The sequence below is a fragment of the Streptomyces sp. NPDC096048 genome (assembly GCF_044763415.1).
GTDB lineage: Bacteria > Actinomycetota > Actinomycetes > Streptomycetales > Streptomycetaceae > Streptomyces.
Genome location: NZ_JBIWGG010000009.1, coordinates 322,451 through 342,308 on the forward strand (window position 1 = coordinate 322,451; position 19,858 = coordinate 342,308).

A 19,858-nucleotide genomic window follows, 5' to 3' on the forward strand; every position below is an offset into this window, starting at 1 on the left:
CGGCGCCACCGCAGCGCAGCTCATACGCTCGGTTCATGTCAGAGGTGTACGCGGCCCGCCGGACGCGCCTACGAGAACGCTGCAACGCGGGCGGCAGCGCGGCGGCGCTCGTCTCCCGGCCCGCCAACGTGCGCTATCTCGCGGGCGCGGCCCCGCACGGCGCCGTACTGCTGCTGGGCGAGACCGAGGATCTCCTGGTCTGCTCCGGCCCGCCGGACGACAGGTCGGCGGAGGGCCGGGCCGACGAGTCCCTGCCGGTGCGCGCGCTGCCCGGACCCGGCGGCGACCCGGCCGTCGCGGCCACCGGCCTCGCCGCGGCCCAGGGCACCGAATCCCTCGCCACGGAGGACCACCACCTCACCGTGGTCCGGCACCGTGCCATGCGCTCGGTCGCGCCCCGGCTGCGTCTGACCGACCTCGGCCAGGCGGTCGAGCAGCTTCGGGTGGTCAAGGACGAGGAGGAGATCTCCTGCCTGCGCATCGGCGCCGAGATCGCCGACCAGGCGCTCGGTGAACTCCTGGAGTCGATCCTGGTCGGCCGTACCGAACGGCACCTCGCCCTGGAACTGGAGCGCCGACTGGTCGACCACGGCGCCGACGGGCCCGCCTTCCCCACCTCCGTCGGCACGGGCCCGAACTCGGGGCGTCGTGGTCACCGGCCCACCGACCGGCGCGTGGAGGAGGGCGACTTCCTCTCCGTCTGCCTGGGCGCGACCTACCGCGGCTACCGCTGCGAGATCGGCCGTACCTTCGTCATCGGCACCTCGCCGGCCGACTGGCAGATCGAGCTGTACGACCTCGTATTCTCGGCCCAGCGGGCCGGCCGGGAGGCCCTCGCGCCCGGCGCCGCCTGCCGCGACGTGGACCGCGCCGCCCGCCAGGCACTGGACTCGGCCGGGTACGCGGAGAACCTTCCGACGCTCACCGGTCACGGTGTCGGACTCGAAATCGACGAGGACCCGCAGTTGGCCCCCGCGGCCATGGGTAAACTGGACGCTTGTGTGCCGGTCACCGTCGAACCGGGGGTCCACCTCCCGGGTCGGGGCGGGGTCCGGATCGATGACACGCTCGTCGTACGCCCCGAGGCGGACGGCGGACCCGAGCTACTCACCATCACGACCAAGGAGCTGCTCGCGCTCTAGCCTTCGCGCTGCGCGCCTGCCCGCACCGGGGTCGTCCACGTCAGTCCAGTCCAGGAGATTCCGCAACCGTGGCTTCCACGAACGACCTCAAGAACGGCATGGTGCTCAAGCTCGAAGGCGGCCAGCTCTGGTCCGTCGTCGAGTTCCAGCACGTCAAGCCCGGCAAGGGCCCCGCCTTCGTGCGCACCAAGCTCAAGAACGTGCTTTCCGGCAAGGTCGTCGACAAGACCTTCAACGCCGGCGTCAAGGTCGAGACGGCCACTGTCGACAAGCGTGACATGCAGTTCTCGTACATGGACGGCGACTACTTCGTCTTCATGGACATGGAGACCTACGACCAGCTGCACGTCGACCGCAAGGCCGTCGGCGACGCCGCCAACTTCCTGGTGGAGGGCTTCTCCGCCACCGTCGCGCAGCACGAGGGCGAGGTGCTCTTCGTCGAGCTGCCCGCCGCCGTCGAGCTCACCATCCAGGAGACCGAGCCGGGCGTCCAGGGCGACCGCTCCACCGGCGGCACCAAGCCCGCCATCCTGGAGACCGGTCACCAGATCAACGTCCCGCTCTTCATCACCACCGGTGAGAAGATCAAGGTCGACACCCGCTCGAGCGACTACCTCGGCCGGGTGAACAGCTAACCGTGGCTGCCCGCAACACGGCCCGCAAGCGCGCCTTCCAGATCCTCTTCGAGGGCGATCAGCGCGGCGCCGACGTCCTGACGGTCCTCGCCGACTGGGTCCGGCACGCCCGGTCCGACACCCGGCAGCCGCCGGTGAGCGAGTACACGATGGAGCTGGTCGAGGGCTACGCCGAGCGCGCGAAGCGCATCGACGAGCTCATCGCCCAGTACTCGGTCGGCTGGACGCTCGACCGCATGCCGGTCGTCGACCGCAACATCCTGCGTCTGGGCGCGTACGAGCTGATCTGGGTCGACGCGACCCCGGACGCCGTCGTCCTGGACGAGATGGTGCAGCTGGCGAAGGAGTTCTCCACGGACGAGTCGCCCGCGTTCGTCAACGGCCTGCTCGGCCGGCTCAAGGACCTCAAGCCCTCGCTGCGTCGCGACGAGAGCTGAGAGAGGCCCCCAAGGCCCCGGGAGAGGCCCAACCACGCCGGAGGGCCCGCAGCGCGCCTGCTGCGGGCCCTCCGGCGTGTCTGCCCACGTCTCCCCGTGTCGCCCTGAGGCCCGCGCACACGGCCCGAGCACACAAGAAGCCGCCGGGGTGGCCGGAACCGCATGGTTCCGGCCACCCCGGCGGCACGTTTCTGCTGAGGCGGCTGCGGCTCAGAGCTCCTCGTGGGACGCCACCGCACGGCGCGCGTCCGCGTCCAGCACACCCCAGCTGATCAGCTGCTCGGTGAGGACCGAGGGCGACTGGTCGTAGATGACGGCGAGTGTGCGCAGGTCGTCCTGGCGGATCGAGAGCACCTTGCCGTTGTAGTCACCGCGCTGCGACTGGATCGTGGCGGCGTATCGCTGGAGCGGGCCCGCCTTCTCGGCCGGCACCGTGGCCAGCCGCTCCAGGTCGAGGACCAGCTTCGGCGGCGGCTCGGCGGCACCGCCAGGGGTGGTGCCGGGAAGCAGCTCCTGCACGGGAACGCCGTAGAAATCCGCCAGCTCGGCGAGGCGCTGCACGGTCACGGCGCGGTCGCCGCGCTCGTACGAACCGACCACGACGGCCTTCCAGCGGCCCTGGGACTTCTCCTCGACACCGTGGAGGGAAAGGCCCTGCTGGGTGCGGATGGCCCGGAGCTTGGCCCCGAGCTGTTTGGCGTATTCGCTGGACATATGGCTCCCCGGACAAGGTGTCGACGCGGCCTGCTGTGTTGCGAACCGCGCGGCTGGTAACTCACTGTGAGGTTACGCAGCGTTACTCTCCTGCGTCAAGCCGAATGGTCCGCACCGACTCTTCCGTGGTATCCGCCATCCGTTACGCCGAGCGGGTGACGCGAGTGCGGCAAAAGGGTGACGGGGGAGTGTCCGGGGGGTCGGCAGGACGGCCCTGTGAGCCTGATACCGTAGGTGGCGCATATCCGACGTCCTTTAAGGTCCGTCCCGTGAGGCGGAGAAGGAGGTCCGTTTCTTATGGACAAGCAGCAAGAAGCCCGGCCCGTTCTCGAAGGGCCCGACATCGCGCGGGTCCTCACCCGCATCGCCCACGAGATCGTCGAACGCGCCAAGGGCGCCGACGACGTGGTGCTCCTCGGCATTCCGACCCGCGGCGTCTTCCTCGCCCGGCGGCTCGCCGACAAGCTCGAGCAGATCACCGAGCGCAAGATTCCGGTCGGCTCGCTCGACATCACCATGTACCGCGACGACCTGCGCATGCACCCGCCGCGTGCGCTGGCCCGCACCGAGATCCCCGGCGACGGCATCGACGGCCGCCTGGTCGTCCTCGTCGACGACGTGCTCTTCTCCGGCCGCACCATCCGCGCCGCCCTCGACGCGCTGAACGACATCGGCCGCCCGCGCGCGGTGCAGCTCGCCGTCCTCGTCGACCGCGGCCACCGCGAACTGCCCATCCGCGCCGACTACGTCGGCAAGAACCTCCCCACGTCGCTGCGGGAGACGGTCAAGGTCCAGCTCGCCGAGGAGGACGGTCGCGACACCGTGCTGCTCGGTGCCAAGCCGGCCGCCCCGGGCGCCCACCCCTAGCACTCCGCGTACGCGTCCAGCCCTGCCGTACGCCCGCTCGGTGCGCCCGCACGCGTACCCGGCCGCCCGAATTATCCCGCTCTTCCGCTGAATCGCCTTACGGAGCCTCACAGATGCAGCGTCATCTCATCTCGGCCGCCGACCTCACCCGCGACGATGCCATCCTGATCCTCGACACCGCCGAGGAGATGGCCCGGGTCGCCGACCGGCCGATCAAGAAACTGCCGACCCTGCGCGGCCGTACCGTCGTCAACCTCTTCTTCGAGGACTCCACCCGGACCCGGATCTCCTTCGAGGCCGCCGAGAAGCGCCTGTCCGCGGACGTCATCAACTTCACCGCCAAGGGTTCCAGCGTCTCCAAGGGCGAGTCCCTCAAGGACACCGCCCAGACGCTGGAGGCCATGGGCGTCGACGCCGTCGTCATCCGGCACAGTGCCTCCGGCGCCCCGTACCGCCTGGCCACCTCCGGCTGGATCGACGCGGCCGTCGTCAACGCCGGGGACGGCACCCACCAGCACCCCACCCAGGCCCTGCTGGACGCCTTCACGATGCGCCGCCGCCTGGTCGGCCGCGACACCGGTCTCGGGAAGGACCTGGACGGACGCCGGATCACCCTCGTCGGCGACATCCTGCACAGCCGGGTCGCCCGCTCCAACGTCGACCTGCTGCACACCCTGGGCGCCGAGGTCACCCTCGTCGCCCCGCCCACCCTGTTGCCGGTCGGCGTCGAGACCTGGCCCTGCGAGGTCTCCTACGACCTCGACTCCACCCTGACCAAGTCCGACGCGGTGATGCTGCTGCGCGTGCAGCGCGAACGCATGAACGCCGCCTTCTTCCCCACCGAGCGCGAGTACTCCCGCCGGTACGGCCTCGACGGCGACCGCATGGCGAAGATGCCCGACCACGCCATCGTGATGCACCCCGGCCCGATGGTCCGCGGCATGGAGATCACCGCCGAGGTCGCCGACTCCGACCGCTGCACCGTCGTCGAACAGGTCACCAACGGCGTCTCCGTCCGGATGGCCGTCCTCTACCTGCTGCTCGGCGGTGCCGAGCCCGCCGTCACCCACGCCCGTCCCACCGAGGAGAAGTAAGAACATGAGCAAGATCCTGATCCGCGGTGCGAAGGTGCTGGGCGGCGAACCGCAGGACGTGCTGATCGACGGCGCGACGATCGCCGAGGTGGGCACGGGTCTGAGCGCCGAGGGCGCGGAGGTCGTCGAGGCCGGCGGCAAGGTGCTGCTGCCGGGCCTGGTCGACCTGCACACCCACCTGCGCGAGCCCGGCCGCGAGGACTCCGAGACCGTGCTGACCGGCACCCGCGCGGCGGCGAGCGGCGGCTACACCAACGTGTTCGCCATGGCCAACACCTTCCCGGTCGCCGACACGGCCGGTGTCGTCGAGCAGGTGTGGCGGCTCGGTCAGGAGTCCGGCTACTGCGACGTGCAGCCCATCGGCGCCGTCACCGTCGGCCTGGACGGCGTCAAGCTCGCCGAGCTGGGCGCCATGCACGAGTCCGCGGCCGGCGTCACCGTCTTCTCCGACGACGGCAAGTGTGTCCACGACGCCGTCATCATGCGCCGCGCCCTGGAGTACGTGAAGGCCTTCAACGGCGTCGTCGCCCAGCACGCCCAGGAGCCCCGGCTCACCGAGGGCGCCCAGATGAACGAGGGCGTCGTCTCCGCCGAGCTGGGCCTCGGCGGCTGGCCCGCCGTCGCCGAGGAGTCGGTCATCGCGCGGGACGTGCTGCTCGCCGAGCACGTCGGCTCCCGCGTCCACATCTGCCACCTGTCGACGGCCGGCAGCGTCGAGATCGTCCGCTGGGCCAAGTCCCGCGGCATCGACGTCACCGCCGAGGTCACCCCGCACCACCTGCTCCTCACCGACGAGCTGGTCCGGTCCTACAACCCGGTCTACAAGGTCAACCCGCCGCTGCGCACGGAGCGCGACGTCATGGCCCTGCGCGAGGCGCTCGCCGAGGGCACGATCGACATCGTCGCCACCGACCACGCCCCGCACCCGCACGAGGACAAGGACTGCGAGTGGGCCGCCGCCGCCATGGGCATGGTCGGCCTGGAGACCGCGCTGTCGGTGGTCCAGGAGACCATGGTGGACACGGGCCTGCTGGACTGGGCCGGCGTCGCCGACCGCATGTCCTTCAAGCCCGCGCAGATCGGACAGGCCACCGGGCACGGCCGTCCCGTCTCGGCTGGTGAGCCCGCCAACCTCACCCTCGTCGACACGGCATACCGTGGCCAGGTGGACCCCGCGGGCTTCGCCTCGCGCAGCCGCAACACCCCGTACGAGGGCCGCGAGCTGCCGGGCCGTGTGACGCACACGTGGCTGCGGGGCAAGGCCACGCTCGTCGACGGGAAGCTCACGTGACACCTGTAATCCTGCTGGCCGCCGAGAAGGAATCGGCGGAAGTGACCGACTGGGCCGCCCGCGTCGGCTGGGTCGTCGGCCTCGGACTGTTCGTCGCGCTCGTCTACTGGCTGATGCGCGAGGGCTGGAAGTGGCGCGGCACCCTCCAGGGCGACCTGCCGGAACTGCCCACCGCGCCCGACTCGCCCGGCGGGGCGAGACTGACGATGAGCGGCCGCTACCACGGCTCCACCACCGCCGGGCACTGGCTGGACCGCATCGTGGCGCACGGCCTGGGCACCCGCAGCCGGGTCGAGCTGACACTGACGGACGCGGGACTGGACGTCGTACGCCCCGGCGCGAGCGACTTCTTCGTCCCCGTAGCCGCCCTGCGCGAGGCCCGGCTCGACAAGGGCATCGCCGGCAAGGTGCTCACCGAGGGCGGACTGCTCGTGGTGACCTGGGCGCACGGCGACAAGATGATCGACTCCGGCTTCCGCTCCGACCACGCGGCCGAGCACAACGAGTGGGTCGAAACACTGAACGACATGATCAACAAGACGGAAACGGAAGGCGCGCGATGACGACCTCCACCCGGGGAGCCGGCAAGGCTCCCGCCGTACTCGTCCTGGAGGACGGCCGGACCTTCCGCGGCCGTGCCTACGGGGCCGTGGGGGCCACGTTCGGCGAAGCCGTGTTCTCCACCGGCATGACCGGCTACCAGGAGACCCTCACCGACCCGTCGTACCACCGCCAGGTGGTCGTGATGACCGCCCCGCACGTGGGCAACACCGGCGTCAACGACGAGGACATGGAGTCCAAGAAGATCTGGGTCTCCGGCTACGTCGTGCGCGACCCCGCGCGCGTGCCCTCCAACTGGCGTTCCACGCGCTCGCTGGACCAGGAGCTGGCCGCCCAGGGCGTCGTCGGCATCTCCGGCATCGACACCCGCGCCCTCACCCGCCACCTGCGCGAGCGCGGCGCCATGCGCGTCGGCATCTTCAGCGGCGACGCGATCCGGGACGACGCCGCACTGCTGGCCCGCGTCCAGGAAGCCCCCGAGATGACCGGCGCCGACCTCTCCGCCGAGGTCGCCACCACCGAGGCGTACGTCGTCCCGGCGATCGGCGAGAAGAAGTTCACCGTCGCCGCCGTCGACCTCGGCATCAAGGGCATGACCCCGCACCGCATGGCCGAGCGCGGCATCGAGGTGCACGTCCTGCCCGCCACGGCCACCGTCGAGGACGTCTACGCCGTCAACCCGGACGGCGTGTTCTTCTCCAACGGCCCCGGCGACCCGTCCACCGCCGACCACCCCGTCTCCGTGATGCGGGGCGTCCTGGAGCGCGACACCCCGCTGTTCGGCATCTGCTTCGGCAACCAGATCCTGGGCCGCGCGCTCGGCTTCGGCACCTTCAAGCTGAAGTACGGCCACCGCGGCATCAACCAGCCGGTGCAGGACCGTACGACCGGCAAGGTCGAGGTCACCGCGCACAACCACGGCTTCGCCGTCGACGCCCCGCTCGACAAGGTCTCCGACACCCCCTACGGCCGCGCCGAGGTCTCACACGTCTGCCTCAACGACAACGTGGTGGAGGGCCTCCGGCTCCTCGACAAGCCGGCCTTCAGCGTCCAGTACCACCCCGAGGCGGCGGCCGGCCCGCACGACGCCGCCTACCTGTTCGACCGCTTCGTGAAGCTCATGGAGGGCCAGCGTGCCTAAGCGCACCGATATCCAGTCCGTCCTGGTCATCGGCTCCGGCCCGATCGTCATCGGCCAGGCCGCCGAGTTCGACTACTCCGGCACCCAGGCGTGCCGCGTGCTCAAGGCCGAGGGCCTGCGCGTCGTCCTGGTGAACTCCAACCCGGCGACGATCATGACCGACCCGGAGATCGCCGACGCCACCTACGTCGAGCCGATCACCCCCGAGTTCGTCGAGAAGATCATCGCCAAGGAGCGGCCCGACGCGCTGCTGCCCACCCTGGGCGGCCAGACCGCGCTCAACACCGCCATCTCGCTGCACGGCAACGGCGTCCTGGAGAAGTACGGCGTCGAGCTGATCGGCGCCAATGTGGAGGCCATCAACAAGGGCGAGGACCGCGACCTCTTCAAGGACGTCGTGGAGGAGGTCCGCAAGAAGATCGGCCACGGCGAGTCGGCCCGCTCCTACATCTGCCACTCCATGGACGACGTCCTCAAGGGCGTCGAGGAGCTCGGCGGCTACCCGGTCGTCGTCCGTCCCTCCTTCACCATGGGCGGCGCCGGCTCCGGCTTCGCCCACGACGAGGAGGAACTGCGCCGCATCGCCGGGCAGGGCCTCACCCTCTCGCCGACCACCGAGGTGCTCCTGGAGGAGTCCATCCTCGGCTGGAAGGAGTACGAGCTGGAGCTGATGCGCGACAAGAACGACAACGTCGTGGTCGTCTGCTCCATCGAGAACTTCGACCCCATGGGCGTCCACACCGGCGACTCGATCACCGTGGCGCCCGCGATGACGCTGACCGACCGCGAGTACCAGGTGCTGCGCGACGTCGGCATCGCGATCATCCGCGAGGTCGGCGTCGACACCGGCGGCTGCAACATCCAGTTCGCGGTGAACCCCGCGGACGGTCGCGTGATCGTCATCGAGATGAACCCGCGCGTGTCGCGCTCCTCGGCGCTCGCCTCCAAGGCGACCGGCTTCCCGATCGCCAAGATCGCGGCCAAGCTCGCCGTCGGCTACACCCTGGACGAGATCCCGAACGACATCACGCGGGAGACCCCGGCCTCCTTCGAGCCGACCCTCGACTACGTGGTCGTCAAGGCCCCGCGCTTCGCCTTCGAGAAGTTCCCGAGCGCGGACTCCACGCTGACCACCACCATGAAGTCGGTCGGCGAGGCCATGGCCATCGGCCGTAACTTCACCGAGGCCTTCCAGAAGGCGCTGCGCTCGCTGGAGAAGAAGGGCAGCCAGTTCACCTTCGTCGGCGAGCCCGGCGACAAGGGCGAGCTGCTGCGCGAGGCCGTCCGGCCGACCGACGGCCGGATCAACGCCGTCATGCAGGCCATCCGCGCGGGCGCCACGCCCGAGGAGGTCTTCGAGTACACGAAGATCGACCCCTGGTTCGTCGACCAGCTCTTCCTCATCAAGGAGATCGCCGACGAACTCGCCGACGCTCCCGAGCTGACCGTCGACCTGCTCGCCGAGGCCAAGCGGCACGGCTTCTCCGACCAGCAGATCGGCGAGATCCGCGGTCTGCGCGAGGACGTCGTCCGAGAGGTCCGGCACGCGCTCGGCATCCGCCCGGTCTACAAGACGGTCGACACCTGCGCCGCCGAGTTCGCCGCGAAGACGCCGTACTTCTACTCCTCCTACGACGAGGAGACCGAGGTCGCACCCCGCGAGAAGCCCGCGGTGATCATCCTGGGATCCGGCCCGAACCGCATCGGCCAGGGCATCGAGTTCGACTACTCCTGCGTCCACGCCTCCTTCGCGCTCAGCGACGCCGGGTACGAGACCGTGATGGTCAACTGCAACCCGGAGACCGTCTCCACCGACTACGACACCTCCGACCGGCTGTACTTCGAGCCGCTCACCCTGGAGGACGTGCTCGAGATCGTCCACGCGGAGCAGCAGGCCGGTCCGGTCGCGGGCGTGGTCGTCCAGCTCGGCGGCCAGACCCCGCTCGGCCTGTCGCAGGCGCTCAAGGACAACGGCGTGCCGGTCGTCGGAACCCCGCCCGAGGCCATCCACGCCGCCGAGGACCGGGGCGCCTTCGGCCGGGTCCTCGCGGAGGCCGGCCTGCCCGCCCCCAAGCACGGCACCGCCACCACCTTCGCCGGGGCCAAGGCCATCGCCGACGAGATCGGCTACCCGGTCCTGGTGCGGCCCTCCTACGTCCTCGGCGGACGCGGCATGGAGATCGTCTACGACGAGACCCGCCTGGAGGCGTACATCGCCGAGTCGACCGAGATCAGCCCGTCCCGTCCGGTCCTGGTCGACCGGTTCCTGGACGACGCGATCGAGATCGACGTCGACGCCCTGTACGACGGCGAGGAGCTGTACCTCGGCGGCGTCATGGAGCACATCGAGGAGGCCGGCATCCACTCCGGCGACTCGGCGTGCGCCCTGCCCCCGATCACGCTCGGCGGCTTCGACATCAAGCGGCTGCGCGCCTCCACCGAGGGCATCGCCAAGGGTGTCGGCGTGCGCGGCCTGATCAACATCCAGTTCGCGCTGGCCGGGGACATCCTCTACGTCCTGGAGGCCAACCCGCGCGCCTCGCGCACCGTCCCCTTCACCTCGAAGGCGACCGCGGTGCCGCTGGCCAAGGCCGCCGCCCGCATCTCGCTCGGCGCGACCATCGCCGAGCTGCGGGCCGAGGGCCTGCTCCCGGCCACCGGCGACGGCGGCGAGCTGCCGCTGGACGCGCCGATCTCCGTCAAGGAGGCCGTGATGCCGTGGTCCCGCTTCCGGGACATCCACGGCCGCGGCGTCGACACGGTCCTCGGCCCGGAGATGCGCTCCACCGGCGAGGTCATGGGCATCGACTCCGTCTTCGGCACGGCGTACGCCAAGTCGCAGGCGGGTGCCTACGGGCCGCTGCCGACCAAGGGACGGGCGTTCATCTCGGTCGCCAACCGCGACAAGCGCTCGATGATCTTCCCGGCCCGCGAGCTGGTCGCCCACGGCTTCGAGCTGATGGCCACCTCCGGCACCGCCGAGGTCCTGCGCCGCAACGGCATCAACGCCACCGTCGTGCGCAAGCAGTCCGAGGGCACCGGTCCGAACGGCGAGAAGACCATCGTCCAGCTGATCCACGACGGCGAGGTCGACCTCATCGTCAACACCCCGTACGGCACCGGCGGCCGCCTCGACGGCTACGACATCCGTACGGCTGCCGTGGCCCGCTCGGTGCCGTGTCTGACGACGGTCCAGGCGCTCGCCGCGGCGGTCCAGGGCATCGACGCCCTCAACCACGGCGACGTGGGAGTGCGCTCGCTCCAGGAACACGCGGAATTCCTGACCGCGGCCCGCGACTAGCAGCCCCGAGGGGGACACCGGAAACGGTGTCCCCCTCTTCGTGAGGACACCATGTACAAGACCTTCTTCTCTCTCGTCTTCAAGCGGATGGACCCGGAGCGGGCACATCACCTCGCGTTCCGCTGGATCCGCCTCGCCGTCCGCGTCCCCGTCCTGCGCACCTTCGTCGCGGCCGTGCTCGCGCCCCGCTACAAGGAACTGCGCACCGAGGCCTTCGGCCTGCGCATGCACGGCCCCTTCGGGCTGGCCGCCGGCTTCGACAAGAACGCGGTGGCCATCGACGGTATGGCCATGCTCGGTTTCGACCACGTGGAGATCGGCACCGTGACGGGGGAGCCGCAGCCCGGCAACCCCAAGAAGCGGCTGTTCCGGCTGGTGGCCGACCGCGCCCTGATCAACCGCATGGGCTTCAACAACGACGGCTCCCTGGCCGTCGCCGCCCGCCTGGCCTCCCGCACGCCCGTCTTCCGGACCGTCGTCGGCGTCAACATCGGCAAGACGAAGGTCGTCCCGGAGGAGGAGGCCGCCGGTGACTACGTGAAGTCCGCCGAGCGGCTCGCCCCGCACGCCGACTACCTGGTCGTCAACGTCTCCTCCCCGAACACGCCGGGGCTGCGCAACCTCCAGGCGGTGGACCACCTGCGTCCGCTGCTGAGCGCCGTCCGCGAGGCCGCCGACCGCGCTGTCACCGCGCGGCGCGTCCCGCTCCTGGTCAAGATCGCGCCCGACCTCGCCGACGAGGACGTCGACGCGGTCGCCGACCTGGCCGTGGAGCTGGGCCTGGACGGGATCATCGCCACCAACACCACCATCGCGCGCGAGGGACTCGGGCTGACGTCCTCGCCGGTGCTCGTCCGGGAGACCGGCGGTCTGTCCGGCGCACCGCTCAAGGAGCGCTCCCTGGAGGTGCTGCGCCGCCTCTACGCGCGCGTGGGCGACCGGGTCACCCTGGTGGGCGTCGGTGGCGTCGAGACCGCCGAGGACGCCTGGCAGCGCATCCTGGCCGGGGCCACGCTGGTCCAGGGCTACAGCGCGTTCATCTACGAGGGCCCCTTCTGGGGCCGCGCCATCCACAAGGGGCTCGCCGCCCGCCTGCGGCAGAGCCCGCACGCCACCCTCGCCGACGCGGTCGGCGCCGACGTCAGGACGAACGCATGACGGTACTCGAACCCTTCGGCGCCCGGCTGCGCCGCGCGATGGACGAGCGCGGGCCGCTGTGCGTCGGCATCGACCCGCACGCCTCCCTGCTCGCCGAGTGGGGCCTGAACGACGACGTGGCCGGGCTGGAGCGCTTCAGCCGTACCGTCGTGGAGGCGGTGGCCGACCGGGTCGCCGTGCTCAAGCCGCAGAGCGCCTTCTTCGAGCGCTTCGGTTCGCGCGGCGTCGCCGTCCTGGAGAAGTCGGTCGAGGAGGCGCGGGCGGCCGGCGCCCTGGTCGTCATGGACGCCAAGCGCGGCGACATCGGCTCGACCATGGCCGCGTACGCCGAGTCGTTCCTGCACAAGGGCGCTCCGCTGTTCTCGGACGCGCTGACCGTCTCGCCGTACCTCGGCTACGGGTCCCTGAAGCCGGCCGTCGACCTGGCGCGCGAGAGCGGTGCGGGCCTGTTCGTGCTGGCGCTGACCTCCAACCCGGAGGGCGGCGAGGTCCAGCACGCGATCCGGGCCGACGGGCGGAGCGTCGGGGCGACGGTGCTGGCGCACCTGGCCGCCGAGAACGCCGGGGAGGAGCCCCTGGGGTCCTTCGGCGCGGTGGTCGGCGCCACTCTCGGCGACCTGTCGTCGTACGACCTGGGCATCAACGGCCCGCTCCTCGCGCCCGGCATCGGCGCCCAGGGGGCCACCCCCGCGGACCTGCCGCGGGTCTTCGGCGCCGCGGTGCGCAACGTCGTCCCGAACGTCAGCCGGGGTGTGCTGCGTCACGGTCCCGATGTGCCCGCGTTGCGGAAGGCCGCGGACCGTTTCGCGGAGGAGATCAGGACCGCGGTCACGGCGTCCTGACTCTGGATACATCCTCAAATCCGAGGCAGTATGTCCTAAAAGTCCAGCCTGACGGAGGCTGACCAGGACTTTTCCGCTGTTCTCGCTGACTCTTGAGGACTTGGACGCTAGTCTCCGGGAAGAGTCAACGGGCAAGCGTGTTGCTCGTAGCTCCCCAGGTGTGGGGCGACTAGGTTCCTCACCGGTCCGTATCCGACAGTTCGACATCCGAGGTGACGTAGGCGTGGCTCTTCCGCCCCTTACCCCTGAACAGCGCGCAGCCGCGCTCGAAAAGGCCGCCGCGGCTCGCCGGGAGCGGGCCGAGGTCAAGAATCGACTCAAGCACTCCGGCGCCTCCCTCCACGAGGTCATCAAGCAGGGCCAGGAGAACGACGTCATCGGCAAGATGAAGGTCTCCGCCCTCCTGGAGTCCCTGCCGGGCGTGGGCAAGGTCCGCGCCAAGCAGATCATGGAGCGACTGGGCATCTCCGAGAGCCGCCGCGTGCGCGGGCTCGGTTCCAACCAGATCGCTTCCCTGGAGCGTGAGTTCGGCAGCACCGGCAGCTGAGTCCGGACCACTCCGGGATTGCTGGAATAATCGCTGCATGGCTGCAACACCCCGGGGGACGTCCCCCGTACCCCCGGACGCACGTCCGCGGCTGACCGTGCTCTCCGGCCCCTCGGGGGTCGGCAAGAGCACGGTCGTCGCCCATATGCGCAAGGAACACCCTGAGGTCTGGCTGTCGGTCTCGGCGACGACCCGCAGGCCCCGCCCCGGCGAGCAGCACGGTGTCCACTACTTCTTCGTCACCGACGAGGAGATGGACAAGCTGATCGCCAACGGTGAGCTGCTGGAGTGGGCCGAGTTCGCCGGCAACCGCTACGGCACACCGCGTGCGGCCGTGCTGGAGCGCCTGGAGGCCGGTGAGCCGGTGCTCCTGGAGATCGACCTCCAGGGCGCGCGGCAGGTCCGCGAGTCCATGCCCGAGGCCCAGCTGGTATTCCTGGCCCCGCCTTCCTGGGATGAGCTGGTGCGCAGGCTCACCGGCCGGGGCACCGAGCCGCCGGAGGTGATCGAGCGCCGCCTCGCCGCGGCCAAGGTCGAGCTGGCGGCCGAGCCGGAGTTCGACCAGACCCTGGTCAACACCTCCGTCGAGGATGTGGCGCGCGAGCTGCTAGCCTTGACGAACGTCGTGTGATCGTTACTGGTCACCCTGCGAACATCCTGACTTCATCTTTCCCATCCATCGGAAGGTAGAGCGTGTCCTCTTCCATCTCCGCGCCCGAGGGCATCATCAACCCGCCGATCGACGAGCTCCTCGAGGCCACGGACTCGAAGTACAGCCTCGTGATCTACGCGGCCAAGCGGGCCCGCCAGATCAACGCGTACTACTCGCAGCTCGGCGAGGGCCTCCTCGAGTACGTCGGTCCCCTGGTGGACACCCACGTCCACGAGAAGCCGCTCTCGATCGCCCTGCGCGAGATCAACGCGGGGCTGCTGACCTCCGAGGCCATCGAGGGTCCGGCGCAGTAGTGCCGACAGTACCGGCGGTAGTATTTTCAGCCTGAAGCTGACTTTTCCACAGGCCCGGCAGTCCGACTGCCGGGCCTGTGGTGTGTGATGGGTCGTACGCGACATCCGAGCCGGGGAGACGGGGAGAGACGGTGGACAAGCCCAAGGTCGTTCTGGGGGTCAGCGGCGGCATCGCCGCGTACAAGGCCTGTGAGCTGCTGCGCAGGTTCACGGAGTCGGGGCACGAGGTCCGGGTCGTCCCCACCGCCTCCGCGCTGCATTTCGTCGGCGCCGCCACCTGGTCCGCGCTGTCCGGCAATCCCGTGTCGACCGAGGTGTGGGACGACGTCCACCAGGTCCCGCACGTGCGCATCGGCCAGCACGCCGACCTGGTCGTCGTCGCCCCGGCCACCGCCGACATGCTCGCCAAGGCCGCCCACGGCCTCGCCGACGACCTCCTCACCAACACACTGCTCACGGCCCGCTGCCCGGTCGTCTTCGCCCCCGCCATGCACACCGAGATGTGGGAGCACCCGGCCACCCAGGAGAACGTGGCGACGCTGCGCCGTCGCGGCGCCCTCGTGATCGAACCGGCCGTGGGCCGCCTCACCGGCGTCGACACCGGCAAGGGCCGGCTGCCCGACCCGGGCGAGATCTTCGAGGTCTGCCGCCGGGTGCTCGCCCGCGGCGTGCGCGAGCCGGACCTCGCCGGACGGCACGTCGTCGTCAGCGCCGGCGGCACCCGGGAGCCCCTTGACCCGGTCCGCTTCCTCGGCAACCGCTCCTCCGGCAAGCAGGGCTACGCCCTCGCCCGCACCGCCGCCGCCCGGGGCGCCCGCGTCACGCTGGTCGCGGCCAACGCGTCGCTGCCGGACCCGGCCGGCGTGGACGTGGTCCCGGTCGGCACGGCCGTGGAGCTGCGCGAGGCGATGCTGCGCGCCGCGGCGGACGCCGACGCCGTCGTCATGGCCGCGGCGGTAGCGGACTTCCGGCCGGCGACGTACGCCGCCGGGAAGATCAAGAAGAAGGACGACCAGGAACCCGCGCCGATCACCCTGGTGCGCAACCCGGACATCCTCGCGGAGATCTCCACGGACCGGGCCCGCTCCGGACAGGTGGTCGTCGGCTTCGCGGCCGAGACCGACGACGTCCTCGCCAACGGCCGGGCGAAGCTCAAGCGCAAGGGATGCGACCTCCTCGTGGTCAACGAGGTGGGGGAGCGCAAGACCTTCGGGTCCGAGGAGAACGAGGCCGTGGTCCTCGGCGCCGACGGCAGCGAGACCCCGGTGGCGCACGGCCCCAAGGAAGCCCTGGCCGAAACGGTGTGGGACCTCGTGGCCGAACGGCTCGGCTGAATGACTCATTCACTCCACTCGGCTCGCGAACCTCTCGCATTCGAGCGTGGCGGCCCTGGCCAAGGGTGCTTCGTTCCGGGCAGAATGCCCGTGCCGCAGGTCACAGCCCTTCCGAGAGGCGAGACGGGTGGGCCCGTGGCGGAGCGCGACCGATAAACTGTTCTCGGACGTCGCCGGGTGCAGCTCCCCGTGCCGTCCACCAATGATCAGCCAGCAGCCGCTGCAACCCCAGGGAGCGTTGTGTCCCGTCGCCTGTTCACCTCGGAGTCCGTGACCGAAGGTCACCCCGACAAGATCGCTGACCAGATCAGCGACACGATTCTCGACGCGCTACTGCGTGAGGACCCGACTTCCCGGGTCGCCGTCGAAACCCTGATCACCACCGGTCTGGTGCACGTGGCCGGCGAGGTCACGACCAAGGCCTACGCGGACATCGCCACGCTGGTCCGCGGCAAGATCCTGGAGATCGGCTACGACTCCTCGAAGAAGGGCTTCGACGGCGCCTCCTGCGGTGTCTCGGTCTCGATCGGCGCCCAGTCCCCGGACATCGCGCAGGGCGTCGACACGGCCTACGAGAACCGGGTCGAGGGCGACGAGGACGAACTGGACCGGCAGGGCGCCGGTGACCAGGGCCTCATGTTCGGCTACGCGTCCGACGAGACGCCGACCCTGATGCCGCTCCCGGTCTTCCTGGCGCACCGCCTGTCCAAGCGCCTGTCGGACGTCCGCAAGAACGGCACGATCCCCTACCTGCGCCCGGACGGCAAGACGCAGGTCACCATCGAGTACGACGGCGACAAGGCCGTCCGCCTCGACACGGTCGTCGTCTCCTCCCAGCACGCGAGCGACATCGACCTGGAGTCCCTGCTGGCTCCCGACATCAAGGAATTCGTCGTCGAGCCGGAGCTGAAGGCGCTGCTCGAGGACGGCATCAAGCTCGACACGGAGAACTACCGCCTCCTGGTCAACCCGACCGGCCGCTTCGAGATCGGCGGCCCGATGGGCGACGCCGGCCTGACCGGTCGCAAGATCATCATCGACACCTACGGCGGCATGGCCCGGCACGGCGGCGGCGCCTTCTCCGGCAAGGACCCGTCCAAGGTCGACCGTTCCGCCGCTTACGCGATGCGCTGGGTCGCCAAGAACGTCGTCGCCGCGGGCCTCGCCGCCCGCTGCGAGGTACAGGTCGCCTACGCCATCGGCAAGGCCGAGCCGGTCGGTCTCTTCGTGGAGACCTTCGGCACCGCCAAGATCGACACCGAGAAGATCGAGAAGGCGATCGACGAGGTCTTCGACCTCCGTCCGGCCGCCATCATCCGCGACCTCGACCTGCTCCGCCCGATCTACGCCCAGACCGCGGCGTACGGCCACTTCGGCCGCGAGCTCGCCGACTTCACCTGGGAGCGTACGGACCGCGTGGACGCGCTGCGACAGGCGGCGGGGCTGTAAGGCGCCCGAGCGCTCTGTCTGACGGCCGACGGCACGTCGCGAGGCCCGGTGTCCCCGGTGGGGACGCCGGGCCTCGGCGTGTCCGCGCCCGGGCGGGGCGGGTGCGTGGCGCGGCGGTGAGCGGTCGGGCGCCCTCCTTCGGCGCCGTCCTTTGTCAGTGGTCTTTGGTAGGAATGCAGGCGTGAGCAGCGAGAACGAACCCGCGGGCGGTGGCGCTCAGGACGCGCCGCCCGAGCAGCTCGCGCTCATCCGGGAGAGCGTGCGCGAGGCGAAGACGCCGCGGGCCAAGCCGCGGACCTGGCGTGGAGCCGCGCTCGCCAGGGAGCTGCCCGTCGCCCGGGTCCTCGTCGACAAGGGCGTACTCCACCTCGACAGGTACTTCGACTACGCCGTGCCCGAGGAGCTCGACGCCGACGCCCAGCCCGGCGTCCGGGTGCGGGTGCGGTTCGGCGCCGGGCGGCACCGGGTGCGGGACGGGCGGCGCGAGGGCGGGGGGCTCATCGACGGCTTCCTCGTCGAGCGGCTCGCCGAGTCCGAGTACTCGGGCCCCCTCGCCGCGCTGGCCCAGGTCGTCTCGCCCGAACGGGTGCTCGACGAGGAACTGCTCGGACTCGCGCGGGCGGTCGCCGACCGGTACGCGGGCAGCCTCGCCGACGTGCTGCAGCTCGCCGTACCCCCGCGCAACGCGCGCGCCGAGAAGCGGACGTCACCCGATCCGCTGCCCCCGCCGCCGGTGCCCGAGCCGGGGCCCTGGACGCGGTACGAGCAGGGGGCCGCGTTCGTGGCGGCCCTCGCCTCGGGAGGCGCCCCGCGCGCGGTGTGGAACGCGTTGCCCGGCCCGCGGTGGAGCGAGGAACTGGCGCGGGCGGTGGCGGCGACGCTGGCCTCCGGCCGGGGCGCGCTCGTCGTCCTGCCGGACGGGAGGGCCGTCGCCCGCGCCGACGCCGCGCTGACCGCCCTGCTGGGTGACGGACGGCACGCCGTGCTCACCGCCGACGCCGGGCCCGAGAAGCGGTACGCGCAGTGGCTCGCGGTCCGCCGAGGGGCCGTACGGGCCGTCGTCGGGACCCGCGCCGCCATGTTCGCGCCGGTGCGGGACCTGGGGCTGGTCGCCCTTTGGGACGACGGCGACGACAGCCACAGCGAGCCGCACGCCCCCCAGCCGCACGCGCGCGAGGTGCTGCTGCTGCGCGCCGCCCAGGACAGGTGTGCCTTCCTGCTGGGCGGCTGGAGCTGCACCGTGGAGGCCGCCCAGCTCGTGGAGACCGGCTGGGCACGGCCGCTGGTCGCCGCGCGGGAGCAGGTGCGGGCCGCCGCCCCGCTGGTGCGGACCGTGGGGGACCAGGACCTGGCCCGGGACGAGGCCGCCCGCGCCGCTCGGCTGCCGACCCTCGCCTGGAAGGCCGTCAGGGACGGGCTGCGGCACGGACCGGTGCTCGTGCAGGTGCCCCGGCGGGGGTACGTACCGCGGATGGCGTGCGCCGCGTGCCGGACACCCGCGCGCTGCCGGCACTGCTCGGGGCCGCTGGAGGGGCAGGAGTCCGGGGCCGCGCTGCGGTGCGGTTGGTGCGGGCGCGAGGAGGGAGGGTGGCACTGCCCGGAGTGCGGGGCGTTCCGGTTGCGCGCCCAGATCGTGGGGGCGCGCCGCACCGCCGAGGAACTGGGGCGGGCGTTCCCCGCGGTGCCGGTGCGCACCTCGGGGCGCGAGCATGTGCTGGACACCGTGCCCCAGGCGCCCGCGCTGGTCGTGAGCACCCCGGGTGCCGAACCCGTCGCCGAGGGCGGCTACGCGGCGGCCCTGCTGCTCGACGGCTGGGCGATGCTCGGGCGGCCCGACCTGCGCGCCGGTGAGGACGCGCTGCGGCGCTGGCTGGCCGCCTCCGCGCTGGTGCGCCCGCAGAGCGCCGGGGGGACCGTCGTCGTGGTCGCCGAGCCGACCCTGCGGCCCGTGCAGGCGCTGGTGCGCTGGGACCCCGTGGGCCATGCGGTGCGGGAACTGGCCGAGCGGGCCGAGCTGGGCTTTCCGCCGGTGTCGCGGATGGCGGCCGTGGCGGGGCCGGCGGAGGCGGTGGCCGGCTTCCTCGGCGCGGTCGAGCTGCCGCGCGAGGCCGAGGTGCTGGGTCCGGTGGCGCTGCCGGTCACGGCCGTGGGGCGGCCGCGGCGGGTGGGCTCGCCGCCGCCCGGGGAGCACTGGGAGCGGGCGCTGGTCCGGGTGCCGCCGGGGCGCGGCGCGGCGCTGGCCGGTGCGCTGAAGGCCGCTCAGGCGGCGCGGATGGCGCGGGGGAGCGACGCGGCGGTGTGGGTGCGGATCGATCCGCCCGACATCGGGTGACGGCGTGCGCGGAGGCGTATGCACGGAGACCCGCTGTCCTCCCGTGC

General features: G+C 71.3%; 18 protein-coding genes. 17 read left to right on the top strand and 1 reads right to left on the bottom strand.

What is annotated here, in order from left to right:
• The first annotated feature begins 35 nt into the window (after positions 1-35).
• From ACIQ6R_RS26110 to nusB, 3 genes are all read left to right on the top strand, one after another.
• On the top strand, positions 36-1,142 hold the full coding sequence (locus ACIQ6R_RS26110) for an aminopeptidase P family protein (RefSeq protein ID WP_404179385.1): 1,107 nt from the start codon (positions 36-38) through the stop codon (positions 1,140-1,142).
• 68 nt (positions 1,143-1,210) lie between these two features.
• A complete protein-coding gene (gene efp, locus ACIQ6R_RS26115; protein ID WP_404179382.1) occupies positions 1,211-1,777 on the top strand; it encodes an elongation factor P in 567 nt (188 codons plus the stop codon).
• A gap of 2 nt (positions 1,778-1,779) precedes the next feature.
• A complete protein-coding gene (gene nusB, locus ACIQ6R_RS26120) occupies positions 1,780-2,214 on the top strand; it encodes a transcription antitermination factor NusB (RefSeq protein WP_055415925.1) in 435 nt (144 codons plus the stop codon).
• A 210-nt stretch (positions 2,215-2,424) separates the two neighbouring features.
• On the opposite strand, the gene bldD is transcribed toward nusB, so the two are convergent.
• Positions 2,425-2,928, bottom strand: coding sequence for a transcriptional regulator BldD (bldD, locus tag ACIQ6R_RS26125; RefSeq protein ID WP_007447547.1), 504 nt, complete (start codon positions 2,926-2,928; stop codon positions 2,425-2,427).
• Between the two features lie 297 nt (positions 2,929-3,225).
• On the opposite strand from bldD, the gene pyrR reads away from it, so the two are divergent.
• The 14 genes from pyrR (at position 3,226) to ACIQ6R_RS26195 (ending at position 19,811) form a co-directional block, all read left to right on the top strand.
• On the top strand, positions 3,226-3,795 hold the full coding sequence (pyrR, locus tag ACIQ6R_RS26130) for a bifunctional pyr operon transcriptional regulator/uracil phosphoribosyltransferase PyrR (RefSeq protein WP_121745901.1): 570 nt from the start codon (positions 3,226-3,228) through the stop codon (positions 3,793-3,795).
• A gap of 113 nt (positions 3,796-3,908) precedes the next feature.
• The gene (locus tag ACIQ6R_RS26135; RefSeq protein ID WP_404179378.1) at positions 3,909-4,889 is read left to right on the top strand and encodes an aspartate carbamoyltransferase catalytic subunit; all 981 of its coding nucleotides are present in this window, start codon (positions 3,909-3,911) and stop codon (positions 4,887-4,889) included.
• Between the two features lie 4 nt (positions 4,890-4,893).
• Positions 4,894-6,180 (top strand): dihydroorotase, encoded by a 1,287-nt coding sequence (locus ACIQ6R_RS26140; RefSeq protein ID WP_404179375.1) that lies wholly within the window; start codon positions 4,894-4,896, stop codon positions 6,178-6,180.
• Positions 6,177-6,743 carry a hypothetical protein gene (locus tag ACIQ6R_RS26145; RefSeq protein WP_404179372.1) on the top strand — a complete coding sequence of 189 codons (567 nt, stop codon included), beginning with the start codon at positions 6,177-6,179 and terminating at the stop codon, positions 6,741-6,743. Before ACIQ6R_RS26140 ends, ACIQ6R_RS26145 begins: the two co-directional genes overlap by 4 nt.
• The gene (gene carA, locus ACIQ6R_RS26150) at positions 6,740-7,882 is read left to right on the top strand and encodes a glutamine-hydrolyzing carbamoyl-phosphate synthase small subunit (protein ID WP_404223741.1); all 1,143 of its coding nucleotides are present in this window, start codon (positions 6,740-6,742) and stop codon (positions 7,880-7,882) included. The genes ACIQ6R_RS26145 and carA overlap by 4 nt, the downstream gene beginning before the upstream one ends.
• Positions 7,875-11,183: a carbamoyl-phosphate synthase large subunit gene (gene carB / locus ACIQ6R_RS26155; RefSeq protein ID WP_404223743.1), complete on the top strand. Its 3,309-nt coding sequence runs from the start codon at positions 7,875-7,877 to the stop codon at positions 11,181-11,183. Before carA ends, carB begins: the two co-directional genes overlap by 8 nt.
• 51 nt (positions 11,184-11,234) lie before the next feature.
• A complete protein-coding gene (locus tag ACIQ6R_RS26160) occupies positions 11,235-12,341 on the top strand; it encodes a quinone-dependent dihydroorotate dehydrogenase (RefSeq protein WP_404223744.1) in 1,107 nt (368 codons plus the stop codon).
• Positions 12,338-13,183, top strand: coding sequence for an orotidine-5'-phosphate decarboxylase (gene pyrF / locus ACIQ6R_RS26165; protein ID WP_404223746.1), 846 nt, complete (start codon positions 12,338-12,340; stop codon positions 13,181-13,183). Before ACIQ6R_RS26160 ends, pyrF begins: the two co-directional genes overlap by 4 nt.
• 223 nt (positions 13,184-13,406) lie before the next feature.
• A complete protein-coding gene (locus ACIQ6R_RS26170; protein ID WP_003977346.1) occupies positions 13,407-13,730 on the top strand; it encodes an integration host factor in 324 nt (107 codons plus the stop codon).
• A 37-nt stretch (positions 13,731-13,767) separates the two neighbouring features.
• On the top strand, positions 13,768-14,361 hold the full coding sequence (gmk, locus tag ACIQ6R_RS26175; protein WP_398136643.1) for a guanylate kinase: 594 nt from the start codon (positions 13,768-13,770) through the stop codon (positions 14,359-14,361).
• A 62-nt stretch (positions 14,362-14,423) separates the two neighbouring features.
• On the top strand, positions 14,424-14,696 hold the full coding sequence (gene rpoZ, locus ACIQ6R_RS26180; protein ID WP_003977348.1) for a DNA-directed RNA polymerase subunit omega: 273 nt from the start codon (positions 14,424-14,426) through the stop codon (positions 14,694-14,696).
• 131 nt (positions 14,697-14,827) lie between these two features.
• Positions 14,828-16,030 carry a bifunctional phosphopantothenoylcysteine decarboxylase/phosphopantothenate--cysteine ligase CoaBC gene (coaBC, locus tag ACIQ6R_RS26185; RefSeq protein ID WP_404179357.1) on the top strand — a complete coding sequence of 401 codons (1,203 nt, stop codon included), beginning with the start codon at positions 14,828-14,830 and terminating at the stop codon, positions 16,028-16,030.
• A 240-nt stretch (positions 16,031-16,270) separates the two neighbouring features.
• On the top strand, positions 16,271-17,479 hold the full coding sequence (gene metK, locus ACIQ6R_RS26190) for a methionine adenosyltransferase (RefSeq protein ID WP_375913815.1): 1,209 nt from the start codon (positions 16,271-16,273) through the stop codon (positions 17,477-17,479).
• 181 nt (positions 17,480-17,660) lie between these two features.
• A complete protein-coding gene (locus ACIQ6R_RS26195) occupies positions 17,661-19,811 on the top strand; it encodes a primosomal protein N' (RefSeq protein WP_404223748.1) in 2,151 nt (716 codons plus the stop codon).
• The last annotated feature ends 47 nt before the right edge of the window (positions 19,812-19,858 follow it).

What these genes read in the sequence shown, in the direction of transcription:
- pyrF (WP_404223746.1), top strand. Translation starts at nt 12,338, where the DNA reads ATGACGGTACTCGAACCCTTCGGCGCCCGGCTGCGCCGCGCGATGGAC.
- carA (WP_404223741.1), top strand. Translation starts at nt 6,740, where the DNA reads ATGACGACCTCCACCCGGGGAGCCGGCAAGGCTCCCGCCGTACTCGTC.
- ACIQ6R_RS26140 (WP_404179375.1), top strand. Translation starts at nt 4,894, where the DNA reads ATGAGCAAGATCCTGATCCGCGGTGCGAAGGTGCTGGGCGGCGAACCG.
- ACIQ6R_RS26110 (WP_404179385.1), top strand. Translation starts at nt 36, where the DNA reads ATGTCAGAGGTGTACGCGGCCCGCCGGACGCGCCTACGAGAACGCTGC.
- bldD (WP_007447547.1), bottom strand. Translation starts at nt 2,928, where the DNA reads ATGTCCAGCGAATACGCCAAACAGCTCGGGGCCAAGCTCCGGGCCATC.
- ACIQ6R_RS26160 (WP_404223744.1), top strand. Translation starts at nt 11,235, where the DNA reads ATGTACAAGACCTTCTTCTCTCTCGTCTTCAAGCGGATGGACCCGGAG.
- gmk (WP_398136643.1), top strand. Translation starts at nt 13,768, where the DNA reads ATGGCTGCAACACCCCGGGGGACGTCCCCCGTACCCCCGGACGCACGT.
- ACIQ6R_RS26135 (WP_404179378.1), top strand. Translation starts at nt 3,909, where the DNA reads ATGCAGCGTCATCTCATCTCGGCCGCCGACCTCACCCGCGACGATGCC.
- pyrR (WP_121745901.1), top strand. Translation starts at nt 3,226, where the DNA reads ATGGACAAGCAGCAAGAAGCCCGGCCCGTTCTCGAAGGGCCCGACATC.